This window comes from Tabrizicola sp. T74 (assembly GCF_057219935.1).
On the sequence record NZ_JBXVVT010000007.1, the window covers coordinates 130,971 to 156,865 of the forward strand.

General features: G+C 67.5%; 26 protein-coding genes. 15 read left to right on the forward strand and 11 right to left on the reverse strand.

Annotated features, from left to right (window positions below):
- Positions 1-2 precede the first annotated feature (2 nt).
- The 3 genes from AC2EAL_RS19640 to AC2EAL_RS19650 all read left to right on the forward strand — a co-directional run bounded on the left by AC2EAL_RS19640 (position 3) and on the right by AC2EAL_RS19650 (position 5,534).
- Entirely contained in the window at positions 3-1,331 is a 1,329-nt protein-coding gene (locus tag AC2EAL_RS19640; protein ID WP_484725928.1) for a sigma-54-dependent transcriptional regulator, read from the forward strand.
- Between the two features lie 242 nt (positions 1,332-1,573).
- Positions 1,574-2,458, forward strand: a complete 885-nt coding sequence (locus tag AC2EAL_RS19645; RefSeq protein ID WP_484725929.1) for a hypothetical protein — start codon at positions 1,574-1,576, stop codon at positions 2,456-2,458.
- A gap of 394 nt (positions 2,459-2,852) precedes the next feature.
- Entirely contained in the window at positions 2,853-5,534 is a 2,682-nt protein-coding gene (locus AC2EAL_RS19650; protein WP_484725930.1) for an Rne/Rng family ribonuclease, read from the forward strand.
- Between the two features lie 84 nt (positions 5,535-5,618).
- Here AC2EAL_RS19650 and AC2EAL_RS19655 read toward each other — a convergent pair whose 3' ends face one another.
- Positions 5,619-5,846 (reverse strand): sulfurtransferase TusA family protein, encoded by a 228-nt coding sequence (locus AC2EAL_RS19655; protein ID WP_484725996.1) that lies wholly within the window; start codon positions 5,844-5,846, stop codon positions 5,619-5,621.
- A 115-nt stretch (positions 5,847-5,961) separates the two neighbouring features.
- Between AC2EAL_RS19655 and AC2EAL_RS19660 the strand changes: the two genes are divergently transcribed.
- From AC2EAL_RS19660 to AC2EAL_RS19670, 3 genes are read left to right on the forward strand one after another with little or no spacing between them, the layout of a single operon-like run.
- Positions 5,962-6,717: a cytochrome c biogenesis CcdA family protein gene (locus tag AC2EAL_RS19660; protein WP_484725931.1), complete on the forward strand. Its 756-nt coding sequence runs from the start codon at positions 5,962-5,964 to the stop codon at positions 6,715-6,717.
- Between the two features lie 55 nt (positions 6,718-6,772).
- Complete coding sequence (locus tag AC2EAL_RS19665; RefSeq protein WP_484725932.1) at positions 6,773-8,020, forward strand: hypothetical protein; 1,248 nt, start codon at positions 6,773-6,775, stop codon at positions 8,018-8,020.
- On the forward strand, positions 8,017-9,345 hold the full coding sequence (locus AC2EAL_RS19670) for a cytochrome P450 (protein ID WP_484725933.1): 1,329 nt from the start codon (positions 8,017-8,019) through the stop codon (positions 9,343-9,345). Before AC2EAL_RS19665 ends, AC2EAL_RS19670 begins: the two co-directional genes overlap by 4 nt.
- Positions 9,346-9,372: 27 nt before the next feature.
- Here AC2EAL_RS19670 and AC2EAL_RS19675 read toward each other — a convergent pair whose 3' ends face one another.
- From AC2EAL_RS19675 to AC2EAL_RS19690, 4 genes are all read right to left on the reverse strand, one after another.
- The gene (locus tag AC2EAL_RS19675; RefSeq protein ID WP_484725934.1) at positions 9,373-10,890 is read right to left on the reverse strand and encodes a tripartite tricarboxylate transporter permease; all 1,518 of its coding nucleotides are present in this window, start codon (positions 10,888-10,890) and stop codon (positions 9,373-9,375) included.
- 4 nt (positions 10,891-10,894) lie between these two features.
- Positions 10,895-11,383 (reverse strand): tripartite tricarboxylate transporter TctB family protein, encoded by a 489-nt coding sequence (locus AC2EAL_RS19680; protein WP_484725935.1) that lies wholly within the window; start codon positions 11,381-11,383, stop codon positions 10,895-10,897.
- Complete coding sequence (locus tag AC2EAL_RS19685; protein ID WP_484725936.1) at positions 11,380-12,324, reverse strand: Bug family tripartite tricarboxylate transporter substrate binding protein; 945 nt, start codon at positions 12,322-12,324, stop codon at positions 11,380-11,382. Before AC2EAL_RS19685 ends, AC2EAL_RS19680 begins: the two co-directional genes overlap by 4 nt.
- 121 nt (positions 12,325-12,445) lie before the next feature.
- Positions 12,446-13,480: an ABC transporter substrate-binding protein gene (locus AC2EAL_RS19690; RefSeq protein WP_484725937.1), complete on the reverse strand. Its 1,035-nt coding sequence runs from the start codon at positions 13,478-13,480 to the stop codon at positions 12,446-12,448.
- A gap of 128 nt (positions 13,481-13,608) precedes the next feature.
- On the opposite strand from AC2EAL_RS19690, the gene AC2EAL_RS19695 reads away from it, so the two are divergent.
- Together AC2EAL_RS19695 and AC2EAL_RS19700 are read left to right on the forward strand one after the other, a co-directional pair.
- The gene (locus AC2EAL_RS19695) at positions 13,609-14,286 is read left to right on the forward strand and encodes a response regulator (RefSeq protein ID WP_484725938.1); all 678 of its coding nucleotides are present in this window, start codon (positions 13,609-13,611) and stop codon (positions 14,284-14,286) included.
- Complete coding sequence (locus tag AC2EAL_RS19700) at positions 14,283-15,671, forward strand: sensor histidine kinase N-terminal domain-containing protein (protein WP_484725939.1); 1,389 nt, start codon at positions 14,283-14,285, stop codon at positions 15,669-15,671. The genes AC2EAL_RS19695 and AC2EAL_RS19700 overlap by 4 nt, the downstream gene beginning before the upstream one ends.
- 25 nt (positions 15,672-15,696) lie before the next feature.
- Here the strand turns inward: AC2EAL_RS19700 and purS are convergent, their stop codons facing one another.
- From purS to AC2EAL_RS19715, 3 genes are all read right to left on the reverse strand, one after another.
- Positions 15,697-15,936 (reverse strand): phosphoribosylformylglycinamidine synthase subunit PurS, encoded by a 240-nt coding sequence (gene purS / locus AC2EAL_RS19705; protein ID WP_484725940.1) that lies wholly within the window; start codon positions 15,934-15,936, stop codon positions 15,697-15,699.
- An 85-nt stretch (positions 15,937-16,021) separates the two neighbouring features.
- Positions 16,022-16,483 (reverse strand): DUF5680 domain-containing protein, encoded by a 462-nt coding sequence (locus tag AC2EAL_RS19710; protein WP_484725941.1) that lies wholly within the window; start codon positions 16,481-16,483, stop codon positions 16,022-16,024.
- Between the two features lie 14 nt (positions 16,484-16,497).
- A complete protein-coding gene (locus tag AC2EAL_RS19715) occupies positions 16,498-17,250 on the reverse strand; it encodes a phosphoribosylaminoimidazolesuccinocarboxamide synthase (protein WP_484725942.1) in 753 nt (250 codons plus the stop codon).
- Positions 17,251-17,442: 192 nt separating this feature from the next.
- Between AC2EAL_RS19715 and AC2EAL_RS19720 the strand changes: the two genes are divergently transcribed.
- The 4 genes from AC2EAL_RS19720 (at position 17,443) to bmt (ending at position 21,734) form a co-directional block, all read left to right on the forward strand.
- On the forward strand, positions 17,443-17,757 hold the full coding sequence (locus tag AC2EAL_RS19720; RefSeq protein ID WP_484725943.1) for a DUF1476 domain-containing protein: 315 nt from the start codon (positions 17,443-17,445) through the stop codon (positions 17,755-17,757).
- A gap of 552 nt (positions 17,758-18,309) precedes the next feature.
- The gene (locus tag AC2EAL_RS19725; protein ID WP_484725944.1) at positions 18,310-18,573 is read left to right on the forward strand and encodes a hypothetical protein; all 264 of its coding nucleotides are present in this window, start codon (positions 18,310-18,312) and stop codon (positions 18,571-18,573) included.
- 275 nt (positions 18,574-18,848) lie between these two features.
- Entirely contained in the window at positions 18,849-20,708 is a 1,860-nt protein-coding gene (locus AC2EAL_RS19730; RefSeq protein WP_484725945.1) for a phosphatidylglycerol lysyltransferase domain-containing protein, read from the forward strand.
- A gap of 12 nt (positions 20,709-20,720) precedes the next feature.
- Positions 20,721-21,734, forward strand: coding sequence for a betaine--homocysteine S-methyltransferase (bmt, locus tag AC2EAL_RS19735; protein ID WP_484725946.1), 1,014 nt, complete (start codon positions 20,721-20,723; stop codon positions 21,732-21,734).
- Positions 21,735-21,812: 78 nt separating this feature from the next.
- On the opposite strand, the gene AC2EAL_RS19740 is transcribed toward bmt, so the two are convergent.
- The gene (locus AC2EAL_RS19740) at positions 21,813-22,898 is read right to left on the reverse strand and encodes a PA0069 family radical SAM protein (protein WP_484725947.1); all 1,086 of its coding nucleotides are present in this window, start codon (positions 22,896-22,898) and stop codon (positions 21,813-21,815) included.
- A 160-nt stretch (positions 22,899-23,058) separates the two neighbouring features.
- On the opposite strand from AC2EAL_RS19740, the gene AC2EAL_RS19745 reads away from it, so the two are divergent.
- From AC2EAL_RS19745 to AC2EAL_RS19755, 3 genes are all read left to right on the forward strand, one after another.
- Positions 23,059-23,757, forward strand: coding sequence for a corrinoid protein (locus AC2EAL_RS19745; protein ID WP_484725948.1), 699 nt, complete (start codon positions 23,059-23,061; stop codon positions 23,755-23,757).
- 75 nt (positions 23,758-23,832) lie between these two features.
- Entirely contained in the window at positions 23,833-23,991 is a 159-nt protein-coding gene (locus tag AC2EAL_RS19750; protein ID WP_484725949.1) for a hypothetical protein, read from the forward strand.
- A 5-nt stretch (positions 23,992-23,996) separates the two neighbouring features.
- Positions 23,997-24,629 (forward strand): DUF1638 domain-containing protein, encoded by a 633-nt coding sequence (locus AC2EAL_RS19755; RefSeq protein WP_484725950.1) that lies wholly within the window; start codon positions 23,997-23,999, stop codon positions 24,627-24,629.
- Here the strand turns inward: AC2EAL_RS19755 and AC2EAL_RS19760 are convergent.
- Together AC2EAL_RS19760 and AC2EAL_RS19765 are read right to left on the reverse strand one after the other, a co-directional pair.
- Positions 24,626-25,663 carry a zinc-dependent alcohol dehydrogenase family protein gene (locus AC2EAL_RS19760; RefSeq protein ID WP_484725951.1) on the reverse strand — a complete coding sequence of 346 codons (1,038 nt, stop codon included), beginning with the start codon at positions 25,661-25,663 and terminating at the stop codon, positions 24,626-24,628. The two genes, AC2EAL_RS19755 and AC2EAL_RS19760, sit on opposite strands and share 4 nt — an antisense overlap.
- The gene (locus tag AC2EAL_RS19765; protein WP_484725952.1) at positions 25,663-25,881 is read right to left on the reverse strand and encodes a ribbon-helix-helix domain-containing protein; all 219 of its coding nucleotides are present in this window, start codon (positions 25,879-25,881) and stop codon (positions 25,663-25,665) included. Before AC2EAL_RS19765 ends, AC2EAL_RS19760 begins: the two co-directional genes overlap by 1 nt.
- Between the last annotated feature and the right edge of the window lie 14 nt (positions 25,882-25,895).

The window sequence follows — 25,895 nt, forward strand, 5'->3', positions numbered from 1 at the left end:
CCATGGCCCGCGCAATGAAAGTGGCGATTGTCGATGACGAGGCGGACATGCGCCAGTCGATCAGCCAGTGGCTGGCCCTGTCGGGGTTCGACACCGAAACCTATGCCAGCGCCGAGGATGCGCTGAAGGTGATCGGGCCGGATTTCCAGGGCGTCGTGGTCAGCGACATCAAGATGCCGGGGATGGACGGGATGTCCTTCCTCAAGCGCCTGATGGGGCAGGATAGTGGCTTGCCGGTCATCATGATCACCGGCCACGGCGACGTGCCGATGGCGGTCGAGGCGATGCGGGTGGGGGCCTTCGATTTCCTGGAAAAGCCGTTCAACCCGGACCGGATGACGGAACTGGCGAAGAAGGCGACCCAGGCGCGACGGATGACGCTGGACAACCGGGCGCTTCGCAAGGAGCTGTCGGATGGCTCCACCATCATGAAGAAGCTGATCGGCTCCAGCCCGGCGATGGAGCGGTTGCGCGAGGATATCCTGGACCTTGGCCAGGCGGATTCTCACGTGCTGATCGACGGTGAGACGGGGACGGGGAAGACTCTGGTCGCGCATGCGCTGCATGCGGTGGGGCCGCGGGCGTCGAAGAAGTTCGTGGCGATCTCCTGCGCGGCGTGGAGCGAGGACAAGCTGGCCGCGCGGCTGTTCGGGCCGGGCGAGGATGGAACGCTGCCCTTGGTCGAGGAAGCGCGGGGTGGGACGCTGTGCCTGGAGGATGTCGAGGCGATGCCCGGCGCCTTGCAGGCGCGGCTTCTGACCTTCATCAACGATCAGGGGGTGCCGCCGGAAACCCGGATCATCGCGATCTGCAACAGCCACGCGCCCGACACCACGCTGGAGCAGTCGCTGCGGCCGGACCTGTTCTACCGGCTGGGGGCAATGACGATCCTGTTGCCGCCCCTTCGGACGCGGGGCGAGGATATCCTGCAGCTGTTCACCCGGCTGTCGGAACAATTCGCCGAGGAATACGGCTGCGACGCGCCGCAGGTTACCGCGCAGGAGGCGGCCCAGCTCTTGCAGGCGCCCTGGCCGGGGAATGTGCGGCAGCTGGTCAACATTGCCGAGCGGGCGGTGCTGCAGAACCGGCGGGGGTCGGGGTCGATTGCGTCGCTGCTGATGGCGGAGAACGAGGCCTCGGGCCCTGCGCTGACCACGGAAGGCAAGCCCTTGAAGGACTATGTCGAGGCCTTCGAGCGGATGCTGATCGACAACACCATGCGGCGGCACAAGGGGTCGATCGTGGCGGTGATGGAGGAGCTGTGCCTGCCACGCCGGACGCTGAACGAAAAGATGGCGAAGTACGGGCTGACGCGCGGGGACTATGTCTGACGCCTTGGGTGTCCACGGTGGACAGGCGGCGTCGGTCCCGTGAAAACAACGGCTTGGCTGCGGGCGTTCAGGATCTGTTGACCGTGTCCTTGCTCTGAGGGGCCGCTCGTCGTCGACTTCGTCGCTCCTCGCTGAACGCACCGACGAGGAGACGCAGTCGAACGAGGAGGGTCGGGAAGCCGCACTTGCCGCCGCCGGGCTTGCGTGCCTATCTGCCGCCAGGTGAGGCGGAGAGGTGCGGCATGGCGCGACGGATGGGGCTTCTGGCTGCGCTGGTCCTGGCGGTGCTGCCCGGGCCCTTGATGGCCGAATGCACTTCGGGTGGCTGCTATGACGGGATCGCGGCGTTTCTGATCTCGCTGGCGCTGTATGGGCTGATCGGGATTGTCCTTCTGGTGATGATCGTCGTACCCCGCTGGCGCCGGGTGGGCTTTCGCGGGCTGGTGCTGGTCGCGGTGCTGGCAATTGGCGTGCCGCTGGTCAGCCTGGCCTGGCAGCGGGTGCAGCTGTGGTGGATGGAGAGCGGCGAAGTGCTGGGTGACCTGCCGCGCATGGCCGACCGGACGCCCTTGCTGATCGCCGAGGACTGGACCTGCGAGCAAGGCCCTTGTTCCGCGGTCCTGCAGGGGCGTGGGGCGGAGGGCGTCACGGCCCTGCCCCTTGCGGAACTTGGGGGGCGCGATATGGGCGCGCCCCTGATCCTGGCCGAGGAGCGGCTGGAACAGTGGACTACCGGCGCAGGCGGTGTCCTGCAGCGGCGGACCTTGTCCGAGGCCGAGCGCGCCGAGGTGGCGCAGGAGATCGACTATCTGATCCTGTCGACCCCGACCTGGTACAAAAGCAGGCCGATGCCGCTGGAAGAGGGGCTTGGCCTTGACGAGGACGTGCTGCTGCGCATGGCGATGGCGCCGGTGGCCAAAGGGGAAGGGCGGGTCGATCTTCGCGCACTGGACCCCGATTATCTGGACCTGGTGCTGGTCAAGCCGGCCCTTGCCATCCCGCTGGCGCCGGGCAACTGGACGACGGTCTGGAACGACGCGCTGGAGCCCGAGGCGGTCGCACGATCCCTGTGCGGCGTGGGTGCGGCGGAGCCGGAGTGGACCTGCACCGATGCTGCCTGGCGCTGAGCCGTGACCGACGCCTGCAATTTCGCCATTGCCCTTGCCCCGGCTTCCCCCTAGGGTCGACCAGAGGCAGTCTGACTGCCCGAAGAATTCTCTCCCCCAGCTGCCGGATGCAGGTCTTGCGTCCCGTGTGGGGAGCCGGATCGGCCGCAAGGTCGTGCACATTGCCCGCAAGTCTTTGGATTTGCTGGCTATATTAGGTGGAGGGCCCGAAAGGCCCTTCAATTGTAACCGCGATGAGGCGTGTAGGTACTTTGCGCATCGGACTGCTCTGCCCCCTGGGCAGGAGAGCCGTGCATATGCCCGCCGCCCGCGCCCAGACAAGCCGCCCCGTACCGTTTGATGTGTCCTCTGGTCCGCCAGGGGGCCTGATGCGCCCGGGGCGCATTGGAACACTATGGCCAAGAAAATGCTTATCGATGCCACCCATCCCGAGGAAACCCGGGTGGTCGTGGTCGACGGAAACAAGGTCGAAGAGTTTGACTTCGAGACCGTAAACAAACGCCAGCTTGCCGGAAACATCTACCTTGCCAAGGTGACGCGCGTCGAGCCGTCGCTGCAGGCGGCGTTCGTGGAATACGGCGGGAACCGGCACGGGTTCCTGGCGTTTGCGGAAATCCACCCGGACTACTACCAGATCCCAGTTGCCGACCGTAAGGCGCTGATCGAGGAAGAGCGCCAGATGGCGCGCGCCGAGGAAGAGGAAGATAACCGCCGCTCGCGCCGCCGGGGCCCGCGCCCCGCACCCAAGGCCGAGGCGGTGAAATCTGACGATGCGGTGGCCGATGGGCCGGCCGGGATGGATGTCGTCGACCTGGGCGAGGACGAGGCCGGGGAGTCGCTGGTCGAGGCGTCGACCGAGGCTGCCGAGCACGACCACGAGCACCACGACCACGACGGGCATGACCACCACGATCACGACCACCACAACGGTGAGGGTGACAACGGGGAGAACGGACGCTACCGCGCGGTGGACCATGCGTCCGACACGGACGACGAGATCGAATCCATCGCCGAAGAGGACGTGGCCGAGGAAATCGCGGCCCCGCGTCGCCCGCGCGCCCGGCGCTACAAGATCCAGGAAGTCATCAAGGTCCGGCAGATCATGCTGGTCCAGGTCGTCAAGGAAGAGCGTGGCAACAAGGGCGCGGCGCTGACCACCTACCTGTCGCTCGCGGGCCGCTATTGCGTGCTGATGCCGAACACGGCGCGGGGCGGTGGGATTTCCCGCAAGATCACCAATGCGGTCGACCGCAAGAAGCTGAAGGAAATCGCGGGCGAGCTGGAGGTGCCGGAAGGCGCGGGTCTGATCGTGCGCACGGCAGGCGCCAAGCGCACCAAGCCCGAGATCAAGCGCGACTACGAATACCTGATGCGGCTGTGGGAGCAGATCCGCGAGCTGACGCTGAAATCGATTGCTCCGGCGAAGATCTACGAGGAAGGCGACCTGATCAAGCGGTCGATCCGGGACCTCTACAGCCGCGAGATCGACGAGGTGCTGGTCGAGGGCGAGGCGGGGTATCGGACCGCCAAGGACTTCATGCGGATGATCATGCCGAGCCATGCCAAGCAGGTGATCCGCTATACCGAACAGATGCCGCTCTTCGCCAAGTACCAGGTCGAAGGGTATCTGGGCAGCATGTTCAACCCGGTGGTGCAGCTGAAGTCCGGCGGCTACATCGTGATTGGCGTCACCGAAGCGCTGGTGGCGATCGACGTGAACTCGGGCCGGGCGACCAAGGAAGGCTCGATCGAGGAGACGGCGCTGAAGACCAACGTCGAGGCAGCCGAAGAGATCGCGCGGCAGCTGCGGTTGCGCGACCTGGCGGGTCTGATCGTCATCGACTTCATCGACATGGAAGAGCGCAAGAACAACCTGACGGTTGAGAAGCGCCTGAAGGACAAGCTGAAGACGGATCGGGCGCGGATCCAGGTGGGGCGCATCTCGGGCTTTGGCCTCTTGGAGATGAGCCGCCAGCGGCTGCGGCCGGGGATGCTGGAATCGACGACCCAGGCCTGCCCGCATTGCCATGGCACGGGCCTCATTCGCAGCGATGACAGCATGGCGCTGACGGTGCTGCGCGCGCTGGAGGAAGAGGGGACGCGGAAGCGGTCGAAAGAGGTGCTGTTGAAGGCGCCGGTGGGGATCGTGAACTATCTCTTCAACCAGAAGCGCGAGCATGTGGCGCTGATCGAGGCGCGCTATGGCATGGCCGTGCGGATCGAGGCGGACCCGATGATGGTGTCGCCCGACTATTCCATCGAGAAGTTCAAGACGGCGTTGCGGGCGGTGCCGGAGGCTCCGGTGGTATCGGGCCATGCCGGGCTGATGGGCGCGCCGGTCGAGGAAGAGGAAGACGAGGATATCGTCGACGACATCGTCGAGGAGGAGGTCGAGGAGGCCGAGGCTTCGGGAGAAGTGCGGACGGCTGCCCCGGCGGGCGAGGGTGATGGCCAACCGGGCCGGAAAAAGCGGCGGCGGCGTCGGCGTCGGCGCGGTGGCCAGCGTGATGGCGCAGGCGCGGTGACCGAGGGCGGCGAGGCTGCCGCCGAAGGTGACGAGGACGAAGAGGGCGCGGACGAAGGTGCCGACGAGGGCGATGCTGAAGTCGCGGCCGTGTCGGAACCGGTAACCGAGGAGCCGAAGGCAAAGCCGCGGCGGACCCGCAAGCCGCGTGGGGCCAAGGCCGAGGCGGTCGAGGCTGTGGCGGAGACGGCTCCGGTCGCTGAGGCCGTTGTTGAAGCTCCTGTGGCAGAGCCGGTCCCAGAGGCTAAGCCCGCACCGAAGAAGCGGGCGAGCCGGGCCAAGGCGGTGACGGCTGAGGCTGAGGCCCCTGTGGCGGAAGCCCCAGCGGCGGAAGCGCCGGTTGCCGAAGCGCCGAAGCCGAAGGGTCGGTCGCGGGCGAAGGCGCCTGCGGCGGAAGCGGCCCCGGAAGCGCCCGCGCTGGCCCCCGATCCGGGGATGACCCCGGTGGCCGAAACCGTGGTGGCCGATCCGGGCGAGGCGGCAGCTCCCGCGCCGGAGCCGGACGAGCCTGCGAAGCCCAAGCGCAAGGGCTGGTGGTCGCTGGGTCGCTGACGGGGGAACTCCTCGTTCGACTTCGTCTCCTCGTCGTGGGTCAGCCCCAGCGAGGAGCGACGACGTCGGACGACGAGCGACCGTTCAGGCCCGGCGGATCAGGTGGAGTGTCACGGCCCCGTCGGTCCGGTTGCCAAGGTAGGCGTGCCCGGCCTCGGTGCAGAAATGGGGCAGGTCGACCAGCGCCATCGCATCGGTCGTGCGGACGCACAGGACCGTGCCGGGTGCGAGCGACAGGAGCCGCTTCCTCGCGCGCAGCACGGGGAGGGGGCAGAGGAGCCCCTCGCAATCCACGATCTCGTCCCAATCCAGCATGGGCCGGGTGTAGCCGGGGCGCGGCGGCGGGGCAAGGTTACAGGTCTGCCACGCGCATGTGACGGGCTGACCCGGTGACGGACTGCACGAAAGCCGCTATCTGGGTCAAAGCATGTTCGGAATCGAGATCATCGACGCTGCCCTTCTGCCCGCGATGCTGGTCGCGCTGGTGGCGGGCGTGCTGTCGTTCCTGTCCCCTTGTGTCCTGCCCATCGTGCCGCCGTACCTTGCGTATATGGGCGGCATATCCATGGGCGACATGCGGGATGGGGTCGACCGGCACCGGGTGATCCTGCCTGCGCTGTTTTTCGTCATGGGCCTGTCGACGATCTTCCTTCTCCTGGGGTTCACAGCTTCGGCCTTCGGCAGCTTCGTGCTGGAGAACCAGGTGCTGCTGGCGCAGATTTCCGGGCTGGTCATCATCGCTTTCGGGCTGCACTTCCTGGGCCTCTACCGCATTCCGATCCTGGACCGGGAGATGCGGGTCAATGCGGGCGATCGGGGCGGGTCGGCCTTTGGTGCTTACCTTCTGGGCCTTGCCTTTGCCTTTGGCTGGACACCCTGCATCGGCCCGCAGCTGGGGGCGATCCTGTCGCTGGCGGCGCAAGAGGGCAGCATGGAGCGGGGGACGCTGCTTCTGGGCGTCTATGCGCTGGGGTTGGGTCTGCCCTTCTTGCTGGCGGCGATTTTCATCGAACATTCAATGGCCTTGATGACCAGGCTCAAGCGGCACATGAAGCTGATCGAGCGGCTGATGGGCGGGCTTCTGATCGTGGTCGGGCTGGCGCTGGTGACCGGGGCCTTCACCGATTTCAGCTATTGGATGCTGGAGACCTACGAGGTCCTGGGCCTGCCCCTGCCGGGCTGAGCGTGGTTTCCCTGACGCTTACCAGCCGTTAAGGTGACAGCGGCAGAGTGGCGGGATGCGTGTGGGATCAGGCAAGGACAAGGGCAAGCAGGCGGGCGTCTTCCGGCGCCATGTCCTGTATATCCCGGGCTATGACCCCTTTCCGCCGCGCCGCTATCGCGAGCTTTATCGGACCGAAGGGGCGGCGCAGGCGGCGGTGTCGGGCTACCGGCTGGCGATCCGGCCCCGAGCGGGCGAGACCTATGGCTGGCAGGTGACGGCCGAGATCGAGGGACGCGCGGTCGAGGCCGAGGTCGAGGTGCTGGTCTGGTCCGACCTGGTGCAGCGGTCGATGGCGCAAGGGATTGCGGCAACCTATCTGCAGCTGGTCCGCACCGCCTGGGCCTATATCGGCTCGGGAGCGCTGCGGCGGCTGATGCGGTTGCGCAAAGGGCCGATGGTGGCGGCGCTGTATCCGATCCTGTTCCTGGTCGGGCAGGCCCTGCTTGCCCTTCTGCTGGCCCTCTTGGTGGCCGCGGTGTTGGCCTGGCTTTGGCCGACGGTCCTGGGGGCGGGGGTGGCGGTCCTCGCGGGGCTTTTGGCGGGGTGGCTTGTCTTGCGCGGCTTTCGCGCGCTGGATCGTCGGGTCTATGCCTATTACCTGATGCACGACTATGCCTTCACCGCCACGCTGAAGGGAGAGTATCCGCCCGTCCTCGAGGCCCGGATGGCCGAGTTCCGCGCCCGCATCCGCGCCGCGCTGGAGCGGGACCTGGATGAGGTGCTGGTGGTCGGACATTCCTCGGGCGTGCATCTGGCGGTGTCGATCCTGGCCGACCTGATCCGCGAGGGGTTGCCGGCGCACCGTCCGGCGCTGGGGTTCTTGTCCCTGGGGCAGGTGGTGCCGATGGTGTCCTTCCTGCCAAAGGCGGGGCGGCTGCGCGGGGACCTCGCCTATCTCTCGACGCGGGAGGAGCTGACCTGGGTCGACGTGACGGCACCCGGGGACGGCTGCAGCTTTGCGCTTTGCGATCCGGTGGCGGTCAGCGGGGTCGCCCCGGAAGGGCAGCGCTGGCCACTGGTCTATTCGGCGGCCTTCACCCAGACGCTGAAGCCCGAAACCTGGGAAACGCTGCGGCGGCAGTATTTCCGGCTGCATTTCCAGTACCTTTGCGCCTTCGACAACCTGACGGGCAGCACCTGGGAGTATGATTACTTCCGCGTCACCGCGGGGCCGAAGACGCTGGCGCGGCGGTTCGGGCGGCGGAAATCCTCGGCCAGCCTGGTGACGACGCCCTTGAGCCCCTACCGGGACGTGGCATGACGCTGCCGCCGAAACCGGTGCCGCGGGCGGACAAGGTTTCGCTGTGGGGGCATCTGCGGGCATTCCGGCAGGACATCCTGTCGGCGCAGCCGGCGCGGCTGTATCGGGCCTGGATGGCCGAGTTCCGGACGCCGTTTTTCCGCAGCTATCTGTGCAACGACCCGGACCTCGTGCGGCGGGTGCTGGATGAGCGGCCTGCGGATTTCCCGAAGTCGGACCGGGTGACGGAAGGCTTGCGGCCGCTGCTGGGGCGGTCGGTGTTCGTGACGAACGGCGAGGAATGGTTGCGGCAGCGGCGGATCATCGACCCGGCCTTCGAGGGCGGGCGGGTGAAGGACAGTTTCCCGGCGATCTGGGCGGCGGCGGAGGCGGCGGTGGGGCGGATGGCCCCGGGCGAGGTGGAGATCGAGCTGGCGGCAAGCCATGCGGCGGCGGATGTGATCTTTCGCACGCTGTTTTCGATCCCGATCGAGGACCGCGTGGCGCAGGCGGTGTTCCATGAGTTTCGGGCCTATCAGCGGAGTGCTCCGATCCTGAACCTGGGGGCGTTCCTGCCGTTGCCTTCGTGGGTGCCAAGGTTGCACCGGGGGGCGACAAAGCGCTCGGCGCGGGTGATCCGGGAGTTGATCGGGGGGCTGACGGCGGACAGGGCGCGGGCGATTGCGGCGGGGGAGGCTCCGCCGGACCTCGCGACGCGGATCATGACGACGCCGGACCCGGTAACGGGGGAGCGGTTCGGGACGGCGGAGATGGTCGACCAGGTGGCGATCTTTTTCCTGGCCGGGCATGAGACGAGCGCCTCGGCCCTTGGGTGGGCGTTGTATCTGCTGGCGACGCATCCGGAGGCTCAGGAGAGGGTGGCGGCGGAGGCGGCGGCGTTGCGGCCGGAGTTCGGTACGGTCGGGTCCTTGCGGTTTACCCGCGATGCGTTCCGCGAGGCGTTAAGGCTGTACCCGCCGGTGCCCATGATGGTGCGTGAGACGGCGCGGGCGGAGGAGTTCCGGGGGCGGACCGTGGGGAAGGGGGCTCAGGTGGTGATCAGTCCCTGGCATCTGCACCGGCATGAGCGGCTGTGGGAAAGGCCGGATCACTTTGACCCCGACCGCTGGGCAGGGGAGGTGCCACAGGGGGGGTATCTGCCGTTTTCTCGCGGGCCGAGGGTCTGCCCAGGGGCGGGGTTTGCGATGCTGGAGGGAACCTTGTTGCTCGCCCATCTGGTGCGGGCGTTCCGGTTCGAGGCGATGGCGGGCCGCGTGCCGGTGCCGGTCGCGCATCTGACGGTGCGGGCGAAGGACGGGATCTGGTTGAAGGTGACGGCAAGGTAGGGTGGGCAGGTTGCCCACCCTACGCATTCAGTCACTGTCCCCGGCGATCTGCGCCAGGACCTGGCCCTTGCCACGCAGGCGCATCAGCATCGGCACGATAAGCGCGAGGGCTGCGATGCCGAGGAGTGCGGCTGACAAGGGCGTCGAGACGAGCGTCGTCCAGTCGCCTTGCGCGATGGCGAGCGCCCGGCGAAGCTGCTGTTCGGCCATGGGGCCGAGGATCAGGCCCACCACGACGGGCGCGATGGGGTAGCCGTAGAGGCGTAACCCGTAACCCAGGAAGCCGAAGAGGAGGAGCATGGAAAGCTCGACCGGCGAAGGGTTCACGCCGATGGTGCCGAGGGTCGCGAAGAGGAGGATGCCGGCATAGAGCCAGTGCCGCGGGATGCGGAGGAGCATGACCCAGAAGCGGATGAGCGGCAGGTTCAGCACCAGGAGCATCAGGTTCGCGATCAAAAGGCTTGCGATCAGGCCCCAGACGAGGTCGGGGGCGGTGGCGAAGAGGAGCGGTCCGGGTTGCAGGCCGAACTGCTGGAAGGCGGCGAGGATGATGGCGGCGGTGGCGGTGGTCGGCAGGCCGAGGGTCAGGAGCGGCACCAGTGTCCCTGCGGCGGCGGCGTTGTTCGCAGCCTCGGGGCCCGCGACGCCTTCGATGGCGCCGTGGCCGAACTCCTGCGGGTGTTTCGACATCTTCTTTTCGGTGCCGTAGCTTAGGAAGCTGGCGATGTCGGCGCCCCCGGCAGGCATCGCGCCGATCGGGAAGCCGATGGCGGACCCGCGCAGCCAGGCGGGCCAGGACCGGCGCCAGTCCTCACGCGTCATGCGGACGGAGCCCTTGATCGCCTCGACCCGGTCGCCGAGGCCGTTGGTCTGGGCGGCGACGTAAAGCGCCTCGCCCAGTGCGAAAAGGGCGACGGCTAGGGTGGTGACCTCGATCCCGTCCAGAAGCTGGGGCACGCCGAAGGACATGCGGGCCTGGCCGGTCAGACCGTCGATGCCGATGGTGGCAAGGCCGAGGCCGATGAAGAGCGAGGTGAGGCCCTTGAGGGCCGAATCGCCGAAGGCGGCGGAGACGGTGACGAAGGCGAGGACCATCAGCGCGAAGTATTCTCGCGGGCCGAAGACAAGGGCGAGTTTGACGATGTGGGGGGCGAGGAAGGCCAGCGCGAGGGTTGCCAGCAGGCCCGCCACGAACGAGCCGATGGCGGCGGTGGCGAGCGCGGGGCCGCCCCTGCCTGCCTTGGCCATGCGGTTGCCTTCCAGCGCGGTGACGATGGAGGCGCTTTCCCCTGGTGTGTTCAGGAGGATCGAGGTCGTCGAGCCGCCATACATGCCCCCGTAATAGATGCCCGCGAACATGATCAGCGAGCCTGCAGGGTCAAGGCCGTAGGTCACGGGGAGAAGCAGCGCCACGGTTAGCGCGGGGCCGATGCCGGGCAGGACGCCGACGGCGGTGCCCAGCGTCACGCCGATCAGCGCGTAGAGAAGAATCATCGGGTCCATCGCGGTCCCGAGGCCCTGGAGGAGGAAGTCGAAGGTGGTCATCGGCTCAGCCTCCGAAGATCAGGGTTTCAAGGGGCCCGCCGGGCAGGTTCAGCTGCAGAAGCCCGTCGAAGACGCCGTAGACCGCAAAGGAGAGCGCCAGTCCGGCCGCAAAGGCGAGGGGCAGGCGGCGTTCGCCGAAACCGCGCGCGGTGGCGGTAAAGAGAAGGGCGGTCGCCAGGACAAAGCCGATCACATGCAGAAGCGCGATCTGCAGTGCGACGCCGCCGCCGATCCAGAGGAGCGGCACGGGGTTCTGCCGGGGAACGTCGGCCAGCTTGCGCTTCAAGCCGGAGAGCGCGGTCAGGGCGGCAAGGCCGATCAGGCCCCAGCCGACGAGTTTCGGCATGCCGGCCGGGCCGACCCCGGCATAGCCGCCGTCCTGCGGCAGGCGGCCGGCATCCCAAAGGAGCACTGCGCCGAAGGCGGCAAGCAGGCCTGCGATGACAAACGCCGCCCCATCGGGGCGGCGTCCGGTTCCGGGTTGTCCGGTCATTTCACCAGACCGATGTCCTTGAGGATCGCGGTGGTCGCCTCGATCTCCTTGGCAAGCTGCGCGTCGAAGTCGGCGCCCGACAGGTAGGTGTTGGCCCAGCCCTTGGTCTCCAGCGCCGACTTCCAGCCGGCCGAGTTCACCAGCTTGTCGATGTCGGCGGTGACGGCGGCCTTCTGTTCGTCGCTGAGGCCAGGAGCGGCGGCGATCATCCGCCAGTTCTGCACGTTCACGTCGTAGCCCGATTCCATCAGCGTCGGCGCATCGGTGCCCGGCCATTTCTCGGCCGTCGAGACGGCGAGGATGCGGAGCGTGCCGGCTTCGACCTGGGGCAGGAATTCGCCCACGCCGGAGATACCGGCGGTCACCTGGTTGCCGAGGATCGCGGCCAGCGCCTCGCCGCCGCCCGAGAAGGCGACGTAGTTGATCTTGGTCGGGTCGACGCCCGCAGCCTTGGCGAGAAGGCCCACGGTGATGTGGTCGACGCCGCCCGCCGAGCCACCGGCCCAGGAAACGGAGCCGGGGTCGGCCTTCATCTTCTCGACCAGGTCCTGGATCGTCTGGATCTCGGAGGCGGCGGGGACGACGATGGCCACGGCCTCACCGGTCAGGCGGGCGATGGGGGTCACGTCAGCCAGCGACACGGGCGAGGCGTTGGTCAGGATCGCGCCGACCATGACGTAGCCGCCGACGATCAGCTGCTTCGGGTCACCGTTCGCGGAGGCGACGAACTGCGCAAGGCCCACGGTGCCGCCCGCGCCGGGGACGTTTGTGACCTGGACATTGCCCGAGATGCCTTCGGCGACCATGACCTCTTGAATCGTGCGGGCGGTCGAATCCCAGCCGCCGCCGGGCGAGGCGGGGGCCATGATCATGTAGTCTTCGGCAAAGCTGGCGGTGGCTGCGGCAACGGCAAAGGCCGCGCCGAGAAGGGCGTGTTTCATTGTGGTCTCCTCCCATGGCGCGTGTCGCGCCGGATTGTCGTTGGGCGGCACCTCCTCGTGCCGTCCCTGGGGAAACTGCAGCACAGAAAGCTGTCAGGAAGCTGACAGCCCGGCGCAGGGGTCAATCCAGTGCGTCGTGCCAGAGTTCCAGGAGGCGGGCGCGCTTGGACTGGTCGAGGTAGACGAGAAGGCCGGGGCTGACCGGGACGGGGCGAAGCTGGTCGCCCAAGGCCGCCTCCATCGCGCGGGCGGAGTTCTGGCCGGAGACTTCCAGCGACACGGCGGCAAGGCGCAGGCGGTCGGCCATGATGGTCTGGCCCTCGCGGCCCATGAGGAAGGCGAGGAAGGCGGTGCCGAGGTCAGGGCGCGCAGCGGCGCGGGGGACAAGGCCCACGCGGCTGGTCACGACGGTGAAGTCCTTGAGGAGGACGACGCCGAGGTCGGGGTTTTCCCGCGCGCGGGCGTCGGCGTAAGAGCCGAGGATGTTGTAGCCAAGCGCCAGACGGCCATCGGCAACGCGGTCGATGATCTCGGCGCTGGTCGGGAAGGTCTGCAGCCCTGCGCGGCCCATGGCGGCGACGAGAGACCAGATGTCGGCGAAATGCTCGGCATCGCGGGCGAGGTAGAGGTAGCCCACTGCGGACCGCGCCACGTCATAGGTGCCGATCTTGCCGCTCGCCTCAGGTCGTTTCAGCCAGTCGATCATCTCCAGCCGCGATTGCGGCGGGCCGTCGGGGAAAGAGGGCTTGTGCCAGACGAGAACGCCGGGCTCGTAAGTCAGAGCAAAGGCCATGTCGCGCCAGTTGGCCCAGTCGGGCCAGTCCCGCGCGAGGGGCACGGTCACGGGCTGGGCGTAGCCGTCGTTCGCCAGTTTCACCTGCAGGTCCATGCCGGAGGAGAAGACGAAATCGGCGGTGGGCTGGCCTGCATCGGTCTCAGTGATGACGCGGGCGGCGATCTCGGCGGCGAGGAGGTCGATGTACTGGACGGTGACGGCGGGGTTTTTGGCCTGGAAGGCGGTGATCAGCGGCGCGACGAGCGGCGTGTCGAGGGTGGAGTAGATGGTGAGAGTAGCGTCTTCGGTGCCCGGCGCGGGAAAGCGCGCGGGGTCGGCCCAGGCGGGCAGGGCGAGGAGGAGAAGGAGGAAGCGCCACATGGGGGCAGGGTGCCTGATGTGGGGCTGCGGCTCAAACGGAGTTTTCGAAAACTCCGGTCCGATTTCTTTGAAGAAATCGGCTCCCGCGCGGGGGCGGGGTCGTTTAGGCTGGCAAGCGGGGGGATGGGATGCGCCTGTTGCTTGTCGAGGATGACCTGCCTTTGGCCGAGGCGCTGACTGCGCTTCTGGCGGGGTCGGGGCATGCGGTCGACTGCGTGCATGATGGCCTGGGGGCCGAGGCGCTGCTTTTGGCGGAGCAGTTCGAGCTGGTGATCCTGGATCTGAACCTGCCGGGGCTGGACGGGCTTAGCCTGTTGAAGCGGATCCGGGCGCGGCAGCCGTCGCCCGCGGTGATGATCCTGACGGCGCGGGGGGCGCCGGAGGAGCGGGTCAGGGGGCTGGACCTGGGGGCGGATGATTACCTGTCCAAGCCCTTTGACGTGCGGGAATTTGAGGCGCGGGTAAGGTCGCTTCTCCGGCGGCAGGCGGGGTTGAAGTCCTCGGTGGTGCGGCTGGGGGCGCTGGAGCTGGACCTGACCACCCGGCAGTTCAGCGCCGAGGGGGCGGTTCTCGACCTGCCGCCGCGGGAACGGGCGCTGCTGGAATTGTTCTTCCAGCGGGCGGGGAAGGTGGTGGCGAAGGAGGCGATCGTACAGTCGCTGACCTCGCTGGACGATCTTTTGTCGGACAATGCGATCGAGCAATACGCCTCGCGCCTGCGGCGCCGGATCGCGCCCTATGGGCTGGTGCTGCGGACGGTGCGGGGGCTGGGGTATCTGCTGGAAAAGCCGGTGGACGCGCCGTGACGGGCTATTCCCTGCGGCGGCGGCTGATCCTGTGGCTGAGCCTGGCCACGGCGGCCTTGGGCGTGATCGCGCTGGCCGATACCTGGCGTGAGGCGGTGGCGACCGCGCGGGGGCTGTCGGACCGGGTGCTGGAGGGCTCGGCCCTGGCCATCGCGGAACGGGTCACGGTGGACGAAGGCGGCGGGCTGGAGGTCGACATCCCCTTTGCGGCGCTGGAGATGCTGGCCTCGGCCGCCGAGGACCAGGTCTTCTACCGGGTGGACGCGCCGGAGGGGCAGTTCCTGACGGGGTATCCGGACCTGGCGCTGGTCGAGGTGGGCGAGGAGGGGATCGGCTTTGCCGACGGGCGTTATGGCGAGGTGCCGATCCGGTCGGCGACGCTGCTGCGGCGAGTGTCGACCGGGTCCGAATCGGTGGCCTTCACGGTGACGGTAGCGGAATCGACGCTGGCGCGGTCGGAACTCGCGCGGACGATCCTGATCCGGTCGGCCTTGCGGATCCTCGCGCTCATGCTCTGCACCATTGCCCTGGTCTGGATCGCGGTGACGCTGGCCTTTCGCCCGCTGGACCGGCTGGGCGCGGCGATTGCCGAACGGACGCCGGACGATCTGCGCCCGATCCGTGAGGCGGTGCCGCTCGAGGCAGCCCCCCTGGCCGGGGCGGTCAACAGCTTCATGGGGCGGCTGGAGGATGCGGTGGCGGCCCTGCGGCATTTCACCGGCAACGCGAGCCACCAGCTGCGCACGCCCCTGGCCACCCTGCGCACCCAGTTGGCGCTCGCGCGGCGGGCGGGCGATCCGGCGCAGGGCGAGGCGGCGCTGGGCAAGGCGGACCAGGCGCTGGAGCGGGCCGAGCGGGTTCTGGCGCAGCTTCTGGCGCTGGCGCGGGTTGATGCGGTGGCGACGGGGCTGACGCTGGGGCCGGTCGACCTGGCGGCACTGGCGCGCGAACTGGCAGCCGAGGCCTTGCCGCGCGCCGATGCCCGGGGGATCGACCTGGGGTATGAGGGCGCCGACCGGGCCGAGGCATTGGCCGAGCCGGTGCTGGCGGCGGAACTGTTGCGCAACCTGGTCGACAACGCGCTGGCCTATGCCGGGCGCGGCGCGGTGGTGACCGTGCGGGTCCGGGTCGAGGCGGACGGCGTGGTGCTGGAGGTTGAGGACAACGGGCCGGGCCTGCCCGTCGACCGGCTGGCGGCGCTGCAGGCCGGGACGCTACCGCAGCGGATGGCGCCACAGGCTGCGGCGGCGCAGGCGGGCGGGTCGGGGCTGGGGCTGGCCATCGTGGCCGAGATCGCGGGCCTGTTCGGCGCAAGCTGTGCGTTTGGCACCTTGCCAGACGGGCGGGGGCTAAAGGTCAGTTGCCGTTTCCGCGCCCACGCGTAGGATGGGCGAAGCGCCCACCGCCCGGTCAGAGAAGCTCGACCCGGTAGCTTTCGATCACGGTGTTCGCAAGAAGCTTGTCGCACATCGCCTTGACCGCAGTTTCGGCCTTGGCCGCATCGGTTTCCGCCAGGTCCAGCTCGATCACCTTGCCCTGCCGCACGCCGTTCACGCCCGCGAACCCGAGCGACCCCAACGCATGCCGCACCGCCTCGCCCTGGGGATCAAGGACGCCGTTCTTCAGCATGACGGTGACGCGGGCTTTCATCGGGGGCCTCCGGATTGCGGGATGCCCGGTCATTAGCGAAGGGGCGGGCGGGGGGCAAGGCCTGAGGCGGATGCCAGCCGAAGGCTTACGCCTTGACCAGGCCGCCTTGGTAATCGAGTTCGTAGGCCAGCACACCGGCGCAATGAATTGTCTCGCGTCCCTTGAAGTTGGCGATGTCGCCGGTTGACCGGATCCTGTAGCTCCCGTGCGGCCCTTGCCAGTCGAGGCTGTCGAGCAGTCGACCTTCTGACCCATCCGAGGCAAGCGCCGCCCGCAGCGTGTCCGCTGCGCGGCTTCCGTCGATCAGGTCATCGCGCAGGATGCGCCCATAGTAATTCATTGCCCAAACGGGCTTTGCCTGAAACCAGATCACTTCCTGGCCCAGGAAATCCGTGCCGCCGAAGTAGGAGTCGAGGTATCTCCAGTCACCCGAAGCATATCCAAGATCGTGCGACCCGGATCGGCTGGATGCCTGTTTGGCACCACCCCCAACGTAGGTCGCCTTCTTGGCTGCAATTGCAAACCCGTGCAGGTCGGCAAGATGCATCGCCGCAATCCACCTCAGTTGATCAGCGTGGGCTTCATCTGGTGGGTGACGTTCGAGGGCAGGACGCCCAGCCGCCGGGCCAGCTCGGTGTAGACATCGGCCAGGGGTTGCGGGTCCGGGACCGTGCCGTCGGGGCGTTCGGGCTGGCGCAGGTCCCAAAGACGGCAGCTGTCGGCGCTGATCTCATCCGCCACGATCAGGCGCATGAAGTCGCCTTCCCAGATCCGACCGACCTCGATCCGGAAATCGGCCAGACGGATGCCCACGCCCATCATCACACCGGACAGGAAGTCGTTCACCCGCAGCGACAGCGCCACGATGTCGTCGAGGTCCTGCTGGTTGGCCCAGCCGAAGGCGACGATGTGTTCTTCCGCCACAAGAGGCAGGTTCAGCTTGCCGTCCTTGAAGTAGTATTCGACGATGGGGCGCGGCAGCTGGGTGCCTTCGGGGATGCCCAGGCGTTCGGTCAGCGGGCCTGCGGCAAAGTTGCGCACGACGATTTCCAGCGGCACGATCTCGGCCATCCGCACCAGCTGTTCGCGCATGTTCAGTCGGCGGATGAAATGCGTGGGCACGCCGATCTGGTTCAGGCCGGACATGAAGAATTCGGACAGGCGGTTGTTCAGGACGCCCTTGCCCTCCAGCGTCGAGGGGGCGGCCACGGATGAGCTGCTGTCGTCCTTGAAATACTGAACCAGGGTCCCGGGTTCGGGGCCTTCATACAGGATCTTGGCCTTGCCTTCGTAGACCTTCTTGCGCCGTGCCATGGTTCACATCATCCGGGGGTGCGGGGACGAAGGGCGATCCTTCCTGCCGCTTTCCTTGGCCTATAGTCCAAGGGGGCCATACCCGCAAGGCGCGAGCCGCCCCGGCCGCCCGAAGGGGGCTTGCGGGAAAGGGGCGGGATGGGCATATGGGTGACAACGCCAGACCAGATTTCCATGATTTTGGGGGAGCCCATGACCACGTTCGACGATCGCGAAAACGCCTTCGAGGCCAAGTTTGCCCATGACAGCGAGATGCAGTTCCGGGCCGAGGCGCGGCGCAACAAGCTGTTGGGGCTGTGGGCGGCGGGCCTGATGGGCAAGGCGGACGACGCGGCGGCGGAATATGCCATCGAGGTGGTCAGCGCCGATTTCGAGGAAGCGGGCGACGAGGACGTGGTGCGCAAGGTCGTGGCCGATCTGGCCGGCAAGGCCAGCGCCGACGAGGTGCGCGCCAAGATGAAGGAGCTGATGCCGGTCGCCAAGGCCCAGCTTCTGAACGAAGTCTGAGACCAAGTCAGTCTGAACCAGACCTGAAGGCCTGCGTGCTGGTGCCAGCACGCAGGTTTTTTATGTGCGCCAGACCCTTGGCGGTGCCGCAGGATTGGGCGGTGCCGTAGGATAAGGCTGGTATCGGTTTCCGCCTCTGCCACCTCTGCTGGTCGTTGCCACGCCGGCTGACCGGTGGGCGAGGATCAGGGACGTGCCGGGCTGGACATCTTCCCAGCCACCAGGAACCCGTTGGAATCCGATGGGCGCATGTGGCTTGTATCCATAGAATGCCTGCGCCAACCGAACTTCGGAAAGGCCCGAACCTGTTTGCGTCGGGCAAGCGCAGATTTTTTTCGCTAATCGCGGAATAGTGTCGATCGCCGACCGTTACCCCAAGTGACCTTGCCAGGCCTCACCTCCTGCAGGGCGTCATGGGGCAAAGAAGATTGGCCCCAAAACCATTGCCGAAGGGGCGAGGCCGCATAGGGCGGGCTTGTCGCAAGTTCTCAAACCTTGGAGCCGCACATGTTCATTTGCCCACAGACCGCCTTTGCTCCGTTCGTGCATTCTGTGCCTTCTGACCCGGAGGAAGTCTGCTTTGCCGATCTCTTGTCAGAGGACACCGACCTGACCAACGTCGATCTGGTGATCGCGCCGCTGATCGGGCCCAGTTTTGATGCAATCGAGCTGATCCTTCTGTTGGGTGACGCAGGATTTCGCGGGCGGCTCTACGTCAAGGCCGGGAACCTGCCAGACCACCTGATGGTCCAGGCCGAGCTTCGCGCGGTGGCGCGGGCTTTTGGGTTCCGGGTCGATCTGGCCTGCACGGCCTGAAGCCAACCCTTGGGTGGAGTGCAGCCAGGCTGGTTCCGCCTGCGCCGCCGCAGACTGCGTCGGCAATGCGTTTCCAGCAAGACCTGCGTGACACGGCAGTCTGGGGAAGGTGCCGGTCTCGTCAGCGTGGGTCTGGGCGCGATCCACCCGAGGTGGCGCGGCAAGCCTCAGGACATAGGCTTGCCGCGCTTTTTCTTTTCGCGCATTTGATACGTTAACCGGGCCGCCAGCACTGCCGGTGCACCTTCGGGCCTTCGATTGGTCGGAGGCGAAGGGTGCGGCAACGGGACGGGGCAGGGGCGCTGGGGCCACGGGTCTATTGGCGCCTGTTGTGGACGGCGGGGATCGGCCTCCTGTTCCTGGGGCTGCTGGCCCAGCGGCTGCAGGCGATCGATCCTGAACTGGTCCTCTTGGCCCTGGCCGGGATCGGGACGGGTGCCCTGGCCGTGGCGATGATCGCGACTGGCGTTAGCTTCTGGGCGGTGGCGGGCTATGACCAGGCCTGGCACCGGCATCTTCGGACCGGGATCGATCCGGCCCGCGCCTCACGCGCCGGGTTCGCCGCGATTGCCATCGGGCAGACCGTGGGCCTGGGGGTTCTGAGCGGGGCGCTGGTGCGCTGGCGGATGCTGCCGGAACTGGGGCTGGTGGCGGCGATGCGGCTGTCGGCGCTGGTAGCAGGCTCGTTCCTTTTGGCCTGGGTGATCCTGGCGTCCGTCTGCCTGTTGGTCCTGCCGGACGCGCCCTTTGCGGGGTTTGCGCCGCTGGGGCTGGCCTTGGCCGTCCTGGGCCTGGCCGCGGCACTGGCCCTGGGCCGGGCGGGGGTGCCGAACCTGATCACGACCGGGCGGCTGCTGGCGCTCGCGACGGTCGACTGCATCGCGGCCGGGTGCGCGCTTTGGCTCCTCATCCCGGGGGATCTGTCGTTTGCGGTCTTTCTGCCGGTGTTCCTCTTGGCGCTTGGGGCGGGGCTCGTCTCGGGCTCTCCCGCGGGGCTTGGCGCGTTCGAGATCGTTCTGTTGGCGCTGTTGCCGCAGGAACCGCAGGCCGGGTTGCTGGCCGCGGTGGTGGTCTGGCGGCTGATCGCCTATGCGATGCCTGCGCTGCTTGGCGTTGCGGTGGCGCTGCAGGCTCGGAATACCGCACCGGAGAGGATCACGAGGCCGCCCGTTTCGGCCCCGGAGATTGCCGAGGCGGGGCTGGTCGCGCAGGGCGAACTCTTCCTGCATCCTGTGGGCTGTGTCGCGGGCCGGACGGCACATGGGCTGGTCGCGCTGTCGGCGGTGGCGGACCTTTCGCAGTTCCGCCAGGCCGCGCAGAAGGAAGGGCGATGGCCCGTCTTTTACAAGCTGGGGGGGCGATCCGCCGTTCGGGCGCGGCGGGCCGGGCTGCGGGTGCTGCCGGTGGCCCGCGAAGCCTGGTTGGACCCCCAAGCCTTCCGGCTGGACGTCCCGGCCCGCGCCGGGCTGCGCCGCAAGCTGCGGCGGGCCGAGGCGGCGGGCGTGGTGTCCGCGGTGGACCGCAGTCCGGACTGGGCCGAACTTGCCCGGATCAACGCCTCCTGGACAGCGGCTCGGGGGCGCGAGCATGGCTTTGCCATGGGCCGGTTTGACCCGGACTACCTGGCGGGCCAGGTGGTCCTGGTGGCGCGTCAGGGCGGAATGGCGGTGGGCTTTGCCAGCTTTCATGCGGCCCGCATCAAGGGGCAGCCGGTCTGGACGCTGGACCTGCTGCGCCCCGATCCGGCGGCCCCGGAAGGCACGGCGCAATTGATGATCCTGGCCGGCTTGGCCGCTGCCCGCGCGGATGGGGTCCGCCACCTGTCGCTTGCGGCCGTGCCGATCGGCGCGCGCGACGGGGAAAGGGGCCTGGTCGCACGCTTGGGTCGCCGGTTCGCCGGTGAGGCGATGCGGGGCCTTGACCAGTTCAAGTCCGGCTTCGCGCCGCGCTGGCAGCGGCTCTACATCGCGGCTCCGTCCTGGCTGGCGCTGGCGCTGGTCGGGGCCGAGATCTGGCGCCGGGTCTGCCGCCCCGAGCCGTTGGCGAACATGAGCCGGACCCCACGACAAGATGAGGAATATGGGTTTGCCTATCGTCGCAACCCATGGCAGAGGAAGGGGGACAATCAGGCCTGAAGGAAGGTGACCATGACCGACGCGCTGACCCGGATGCTGAACGCGCGCGACTGGCTGATGGCCGACGGGGCGACCGGGACCAACCTGTTCAACATGGGCCTGTCCTCGGGCGAGCCGCCGGAATTCTGGAACGTCGAGAAGCCGCAGAACATCCGGAAGCTTTACGGCGATGCCGTCGCCTCGGGCGCGGACCTGTTCCTGACCAACACCTTCGGCGGCAATGCCTCGCGGCTGAAGCTGCACAACGCGCAAGGCCGCGTGCGCGAACTGAACCGGGTCGGCGCGGAACTTGGGCGCGAGATCGCCGACAAGGCGGGCCGGACGGTGGTGGTCGCAGGGTCGATGGGTCCGACGGGCGAAATCTTCGAGCCGATGGGCTCGCTGACCCACGAACTGGCGGTGGAGATGTTCCACGAACAGGCCGAAGCCTTGAAAGAGGGCGGCGCGGATGTCCTTTGGGTCGAGACGATCTCGGCGCCCGAGGAATACCGCGCGGCGGCGGATGCGGCCCTGCGCGCCGACATGCCCTGGTGCGGCACGATGAGTTTTGACACCGCAGGACGGACGATGATGGGCATGACCTCGGCGGCGATGGCCGAGATGGTGGAACGCCTGATCAACCCGCCAATCGCATTCGGGGCGAACTGCGGGGTGGGGGCGTCGGACCTGATGCGGACGGTGCTGGGCTTTGCCGCCACCGGGACAGAACGGCCGATCATCGCCAAGGGCAATGCGGGCATCCCGAAGTACCACGACGGCCACATCCACTATGACGGCACGCCGGAACTGATGGCGGAATATGCCGTGATGGCGCGCGATGCCGGGGTGCGGATCATCGGCGGCTGTTGCGGCACGATGCCCGAACACCTGCGCGCGATGCGGGTCGCGCTGGAAAGCCGGCCCAAGGGCAACCGCCCCTCGCTTGAGGTGATCCAGGCCAAGCTCGGCGGGTTCTCCTCGGCCTCGGACGGGACCGGGGATGACGCGGGCGCGGGGCGGCGGGAACGCCGGGGGCGCCGGGGCTGACCGGTCCGGTCGGGGCCAAAATCCTTCGAAGGATTTTGGCAAGACTTTTCGAAAAGTCTTGCGCCTGGCCGCGCCGGGTCAGAACAGCGTCAACTGGTCACCCTGCCGTGGCGGTGGGGCGAAGAGATCGCCGCGCAGGGCCGGTAGCCCTTCATTGAGGCCAAGCCGCTTGCGTGCCACATCGGCGCGACGGTGGATCAGCTCGGCCCAGAGGCCCTGGCCGCGCATGCGGGTGCCGAAGTCCGGGTCATAGTCACGCCCGCCATGCAATTCGCGCACCCGACCCATGACCCGGGCGGCGCGGTCGGGGACGGTCGCCTCCAGCCAGTCGCGGAACAGGCCGGACACTTCCAGCGGCAAGCGCAGGGGGATGCTGTTGGCCGCCGTGGCCCCGGCGTCGCGCCCGGCCTGCATCACCGTCTCCAGCTCATGGTCGGTCAGCGCCGGGATCAGGGGCGAGATCTGGATGCGGACGGGAATGCCCGCCTGCGCCAGCCGTTCGATGATCTGCAGCCGGCGGCGGGGTGCGGGGGCGCGGGGTTCCATCTTGCGGGCAAGCTCGGCGTCCAGGGTCGTGACGCTGATCGAGGCCGAGGCCAGACCCTGCGCCGCCATCGGCGCGATCAGGTCGATGTCGCGTTCGATCGTCGTGCCACGGGTGGTGATCCAGACCGGGTGACGGAAGGCCGACAGCACCAGCAGGACCTCGCGCATGATCCTGTGATCGCATTCGACCGGCTGGTAGGGGTCGGTGTTGGTGCCGATGGCGATGGGGGCGACGCGGTAAGAGGGGCGACGCAATTCGGCTTCAAGCACCTCGGCGATGCCGGGGCGCGCGATCAGGCGGGTCTCGAAATCAAGGCCGGGCGAGAGGTTGAGGAAGGCGTGGGTCGGGCGGGCGTAGCAGTAGATGCAGCCGTGTTCGCAACCGCGATAGGGGTTGATCGAACGGTCGAAGGGCACGTCGGGCGAGCGGTTGAAGGTCAGCGCCGAGCGCGGGCGTTCGATCCGTACCTCGGTCGCGACCAGCCGCTCCTCCTCGGGCAGGTCCCAGCCGTCGTCGAAGGCTTCGCGGGCGGTCGCTTCGAACCGGCCTGCGCTGTTGCTTTCGGCCCCCCGCGCCCGCAGACGCTGGCCGGGCAGGATGGTGGAGGGATCGGACATCCGATAAATCTAGAACAAAGGCGGAACAATCGCCACAACTTTCCGCTTGGCGACGCCTTTCTGTCGGCTTTCATCCGGTGTATGTCGTTTGCCGAATAGTGGCTTTGTCGCTTTGCGACCATGCACAAGGCCACGACAATATCGCTTTGGAGCACGCCCGATGGCCGACGACGACGAGATCATCCTTTCCGAACTGTCGGATGACGAGCTTGTGCTGCAGATGCATGACGACCTGTATGACGGTCTCAAGGAAGAGATCGAAGAGGGCGTCAATATCCTGATCGCGCGGGGCTGGGCCCCCTATGACGTCCTGACCAAGGCGCTGGTCGCGGGCATGACCATCGTCGGTGCCGACTTCCGCGACGGGATCCTGTTCGTCCCCGAGGTGCTTCTAGCCGCGAACGCGATGAAGGCCGGGATGGCGATCCTGAAGCCGCTATTGGCCGAGACGGGTGCTCCGCGCATGGGCAAGATGGTGATCGGCACGGTGAAGGGCGACATCCACGACATCGGCAAGAACCTTGTCGCGATGATGATGGAAGGCGCGGGCTTCGAGGTCGTGGACCTGGGGATCAACAACGCGGTCGAGAAGTACCTGGACGCGCTGGAGAAAGAGCAGCCCGATATCCTTGGGATGTCGGCCCTGCTGACCACCACCATGCCTTACATGAAGGTCGTGATCGACACGATGAAGGAAAAGGGCCTGCGCGAGGATTACATCGTTCTGGTGGGCGGTGCGCCCTTGAACGAGGAGTTCGGCAAGGCCATCGGCGCCGACGCCTATTGCCGTGACGCCGCCGTGGCGGTCGAGACGGCCAAGCAGTTCGTCGCCCGCAAGCACAACCAGCTGAACGGCTGATGCCGACCCTGTGATTCGGGAAGGGCTTGTCATGTGCCTTCCCGAAGCGCAGATTGAGCGTCAGGGAGACATGATATGCCCTTGACCCATTTCCTTGGACTGATTGCCCTGGTGATCCTGGCGGCCGGATTGACCATCTGGCTTGCGGTGTGGACCGGCGTACCCTTTGCGGCATTGGCCTTCGCGGCGCTGTCGGCCAGCGTGATCCTGACCTGGACCCGGGTCAGCCGGTAATCCACATGGACGATGTCACTCTTTCAGAGACCGGGCTCGCGCCAGCCCGCGTCGGTCGCATCCTGCTGATCGCCTGCGGGGCCCTGGCGCATGAGATCCTGGCGCTGAAGGCGGCGAACGGCTGGGCGCACATGGACTTGCAATGCCTGCCGGCAAAGCTGCATCTCTGGCCCGAAAAGATCATCCCGGCGGTGGAAGAGGCCGTTGCGGCGGCGCGCGGGGCCTATGAGACAGTCTTCGTCGTCTATGCCGATTGCGGGACGGGGGGACTGCTCAAGGCGGCCTGCGACCGGCTGGGGGTCGAGATGGTGGAAGGCCCACATTGCTATGCCTTCTTCGAAGGAAACGCCGTCTTTGCGGCGCGGGCCGAGACCGAGTTCGACGCCTTCTACCTGACCGATTTCCTGGTCCGGCAGTTCGATGCCTTCGTCTGGAGGCCGATGGGCCTGGACCGCCACCCCGAGCTGCGGGACATGTATTTCGGCAACTACACCAAGCTCGTCTACCAGGCGCAGAAGGATGACCCGGCGCTGGACGCCAAGGCCGAAGACTGCGCCCGGCGGCTGGGGTTGACCTATGAGCGGCGGTTTACCGGTTATGGTGACCTGGCGGTGACTTTGTCCCGCGTGGCCGGTTAGCTGGCGAAATCGGTGATGACGGCGACGCCGGGGGCGGTGGGGCCGTCGAAGGCTTTCAGTTCCTCGGTGGCTTGTGAGAGCGCGACGGTGCGGGCGACGATGGGGCTGACGTCGATCCGGCCGGTCTCGATCAGGCTCAGGAGCGTCGGGTAGCGCCAGGCGGGCATGCCGCGGGTGCCGAACACCGACAGTTGCCGCATGTAGAGCGTGTTCATGTCGATCTGCATCTGGGCCGTGTGGCCCACGGGAAGGCCGACCTGAACGTGGCGGCCCAGGGGGCGCAGGCATTTCAAGGAGTTGTTGGCAGTGGCTTCGATCCCCAGCGCCTCGACACTGACATGCGCGCCACCTTGGGTCAGCTCGATGATCCTGGCGGCGACGTCGCCGTCACGGGCGTCGAGTGCGGCCTCGGCGCCGAGGCTCAGGGCGTGGGAGAGCTTCTCGGGTACGACGTCGACGACGATGACCTGCGCACCTAGAGCCTTGCCGATCAGGAGGCATGAGAGCCCGATCCCGCCGGTGCCGTGGACGGCGAGCCATTCGCCCGCCTGCAGCGCTGCGCGGCCCGTCAAGGCGTGGAAGGCGGTGGTCACCCGGCAGCCGAGCCCAGCGGCAAGGGCGGGGGAGAGACTTTCGGGCAGACGGGTCAGGTTGTGGGCATGGGGGACCGAGACATATTCGGCATAGGCGCCGCGGTCGCCGAAGCCGGGGACGCGCTGCGAGCGGCAGGTGGTGGTCTGGCCCGAGCGGCACTCCGGGCAGTCGCCGCAGGCGAGGATGAAGGGGGCGATGACCCGGTCGCCCTTGCGCCATTTGGCCAGCGGTCCGGCCACCACGACCTCGCCGCAGTATTCATGGCCGGGGATATCGCCGAGTTTAACCTTGGGGTGTTCGCCCACCCAGCCGTGCCAGTCGCTGCGGCAGATGCCGCAGGCGAGGGTTTTCAGGACCACGCCATCTGGTTCGCAGCCGGGGTCTGCGACGGTTTCCAGGCTAAGGGGTTCGCGGTAGGTGCGAAGGACGGCGGCGCGCATCAGGAGCTCCGGTAATGGTTCAGGCAGAAGACGCGGATGGCCGAGGCGAGGCCTTCGTCTCCGCGACGCGCGGCGTCGATTTCGGCGGCGAGCGCGTTGAGGGGGGTCTGTTTTTCAAGCGCGATGGCGCGGAAGGCGTCCCAGAATTCGGGTTCCAGCGAGACCGAGGTGCGGTGGCCGTGGAGGGTGAGGGAGTGCTTGGCGGGGCGGGTGGTCATGGGTGGGACCGTAG

Excerpts from the sequence above, each read along its gene's own strand:
- bmt (WP_484725946.1), top strand. The coding sequence starts at position 20,721 with ATGACCGACGCGCTGACCCGGATGCTGAACGCGCGCGACTGGCTGATG.
- AC2EAL_RS19760 (WP_484725951.1), bottom strand. The coding sequence starts at position 25,663 with ATGCGCGCCGCCGTCCTTCGCACCTACCGCGAACCCCTTAGCCTGGAA.
- AC2EAL_RS19690 (WP_484725937.1), bottom strand. The coding sequence starts at position 13,480 with ATGTGGCGCTTCCTCCTTCTCCTCCTCGCCCTGCCCGCCTGGGCCGAC.
- AC2EAL_RS19720 (WP_484725943.1), top strand. The coding sequence starts at position 17,443 with ATGACCACGTTCGACGATCGCGAAAACGCCTTCGAGGCCAAGTTTGCC.
- AC2EAL_RS19695 (WP_484725938.1), top strand. The coding sequence starts at position 13,609 with ATGCGCCTGTTGCTTGTCGAGGATGACCTGCCTTTGGCCGAGGCGCTG.
- AC2EAL_RS19650 (WP_484725930.1), top strand. The coding sequence starts at position 2,853 with ATGGCCAAGAAAATGCTTATCGATGCCACCCATCCCGAGGAAACCCGG.
- purS (WP_484725940.1), bottom strand. The coding sequence starts at position 15,936 with ATGAAAGCCCGCGTCACCGTCATGCTGAAGAACGGCGTCCTTGATCCC.
- AC2EAL_RS19645 (WP_484725929.1), top strand. The coding sequence starts at position 1,574 with ATGGCGCGACGGATGGGGCTTCTGGCTGCGCTGGTCCTGGCGGTGCTG.
- AC2EAL_RS19665 (WP_484725932.1), top strand. The coding sequence starts at position 6,773 with ATGCGTGTGGGATCAGGCAAGGACAAGGGCAAGCAGGCGGGCGTCTTC.
- AC2EAL_RS19680 (WP_484725935.1), bottom strand. The coding sequence starts at position 11,383 with ATGACCGGACAACCCGGAACCGGACGCCGCCCCGATGGGGCGGCGTTT.
- AC2EAL_RS19685 (WP_484725936.1), bottom strand. The coding sequence starts at position 12,324 with ATGAAACACGCCCTTCTCGGCGCGGCCTTTGCCGTTGCCGCAGCCACC.
- AC2EAL_RS19755 (WP_484725950.1), top strand. The coding sequence starts at position 23,997 with ATGGACGATGTCACTCTTTCAGAGACCGGGCTCGCGCCAGCCCGCGTC.
- AC2EAL_RS19670 (WP_484725933.1), top strand. The coding sequence starts at position 8,017 with ATGACGCTGCCGCCGAAACCGGTGCCGCGGGCGGACAAGGTTTCGCTG.
- AC2EAL_RS19750 (WP_484725949.1), top strand. The coding sequence starts at position 23,833 with ATGCCCTTGACCCATTTCCTTGGACTGATTGCCCTGGTGATCCTGGCG.
- AC2EAL_RS19745 (WP_484725948.1), top strand. The coding sequence starts at position 23,059 with ATGGCCGACGACGACGAGATCATCCTTTCCGAACTGTCGGATGACGAG.
- AC2EAL_RS19640 (WP_484725928.1), top strand. The coding sequence starts at position 3 with ATGGCCCGCGCAATGAAAGTGGCGATTGTCGATGACGAGGCGGACATG.
- AC2EAL_RS19765 (WP_484725952.1), bottom strand. The coding sequence starts at position 25,881 with ATGACCACCCGCCCCGCCAAGCACTCCCTCACCCTCCACGGCCACCGC.
- AC2EAL_RS19740 (WP_484725947.1), bottom strand. The coding sequence starts at position 22,898 with ATGTCCGATCCCTCCACCATCCTGCCCGGCCAGCGTCTGCGGGCGCGG.
- AC2EAL_RS19710 (WP_484725941.1), bottom strand. The coding sequence starts at position 16,483 with ATGCATCTTGCCGACCTGCACGGGTTTGCAATTGCAGCCAAGAAGGCG.
- AC2EAL_RS19675 (WP_484725934.1), bottom strand. The coding sequence starts at position 10,890 with ATGACCACCTTCGACTTCCTCCTCCAGGGCCTCGGGACCGCGATGGAC.
- AC2EAL_RS19715 (WP_484725942.1), bottom strand. The coding sequence starts at position 17,250 with ATGGCACGGCGCAAGAAGGTCTACGAAGGCAAGGCCAAGATCCTGTAT.
- AC2EAL_RS19660 (WP_484725931.1), top strand. The coding sequence starts at position 5,962 with ATGTTCGGAATCGAGATCATCGACGCTGCCCTTCTGCCCGCGATGCTG.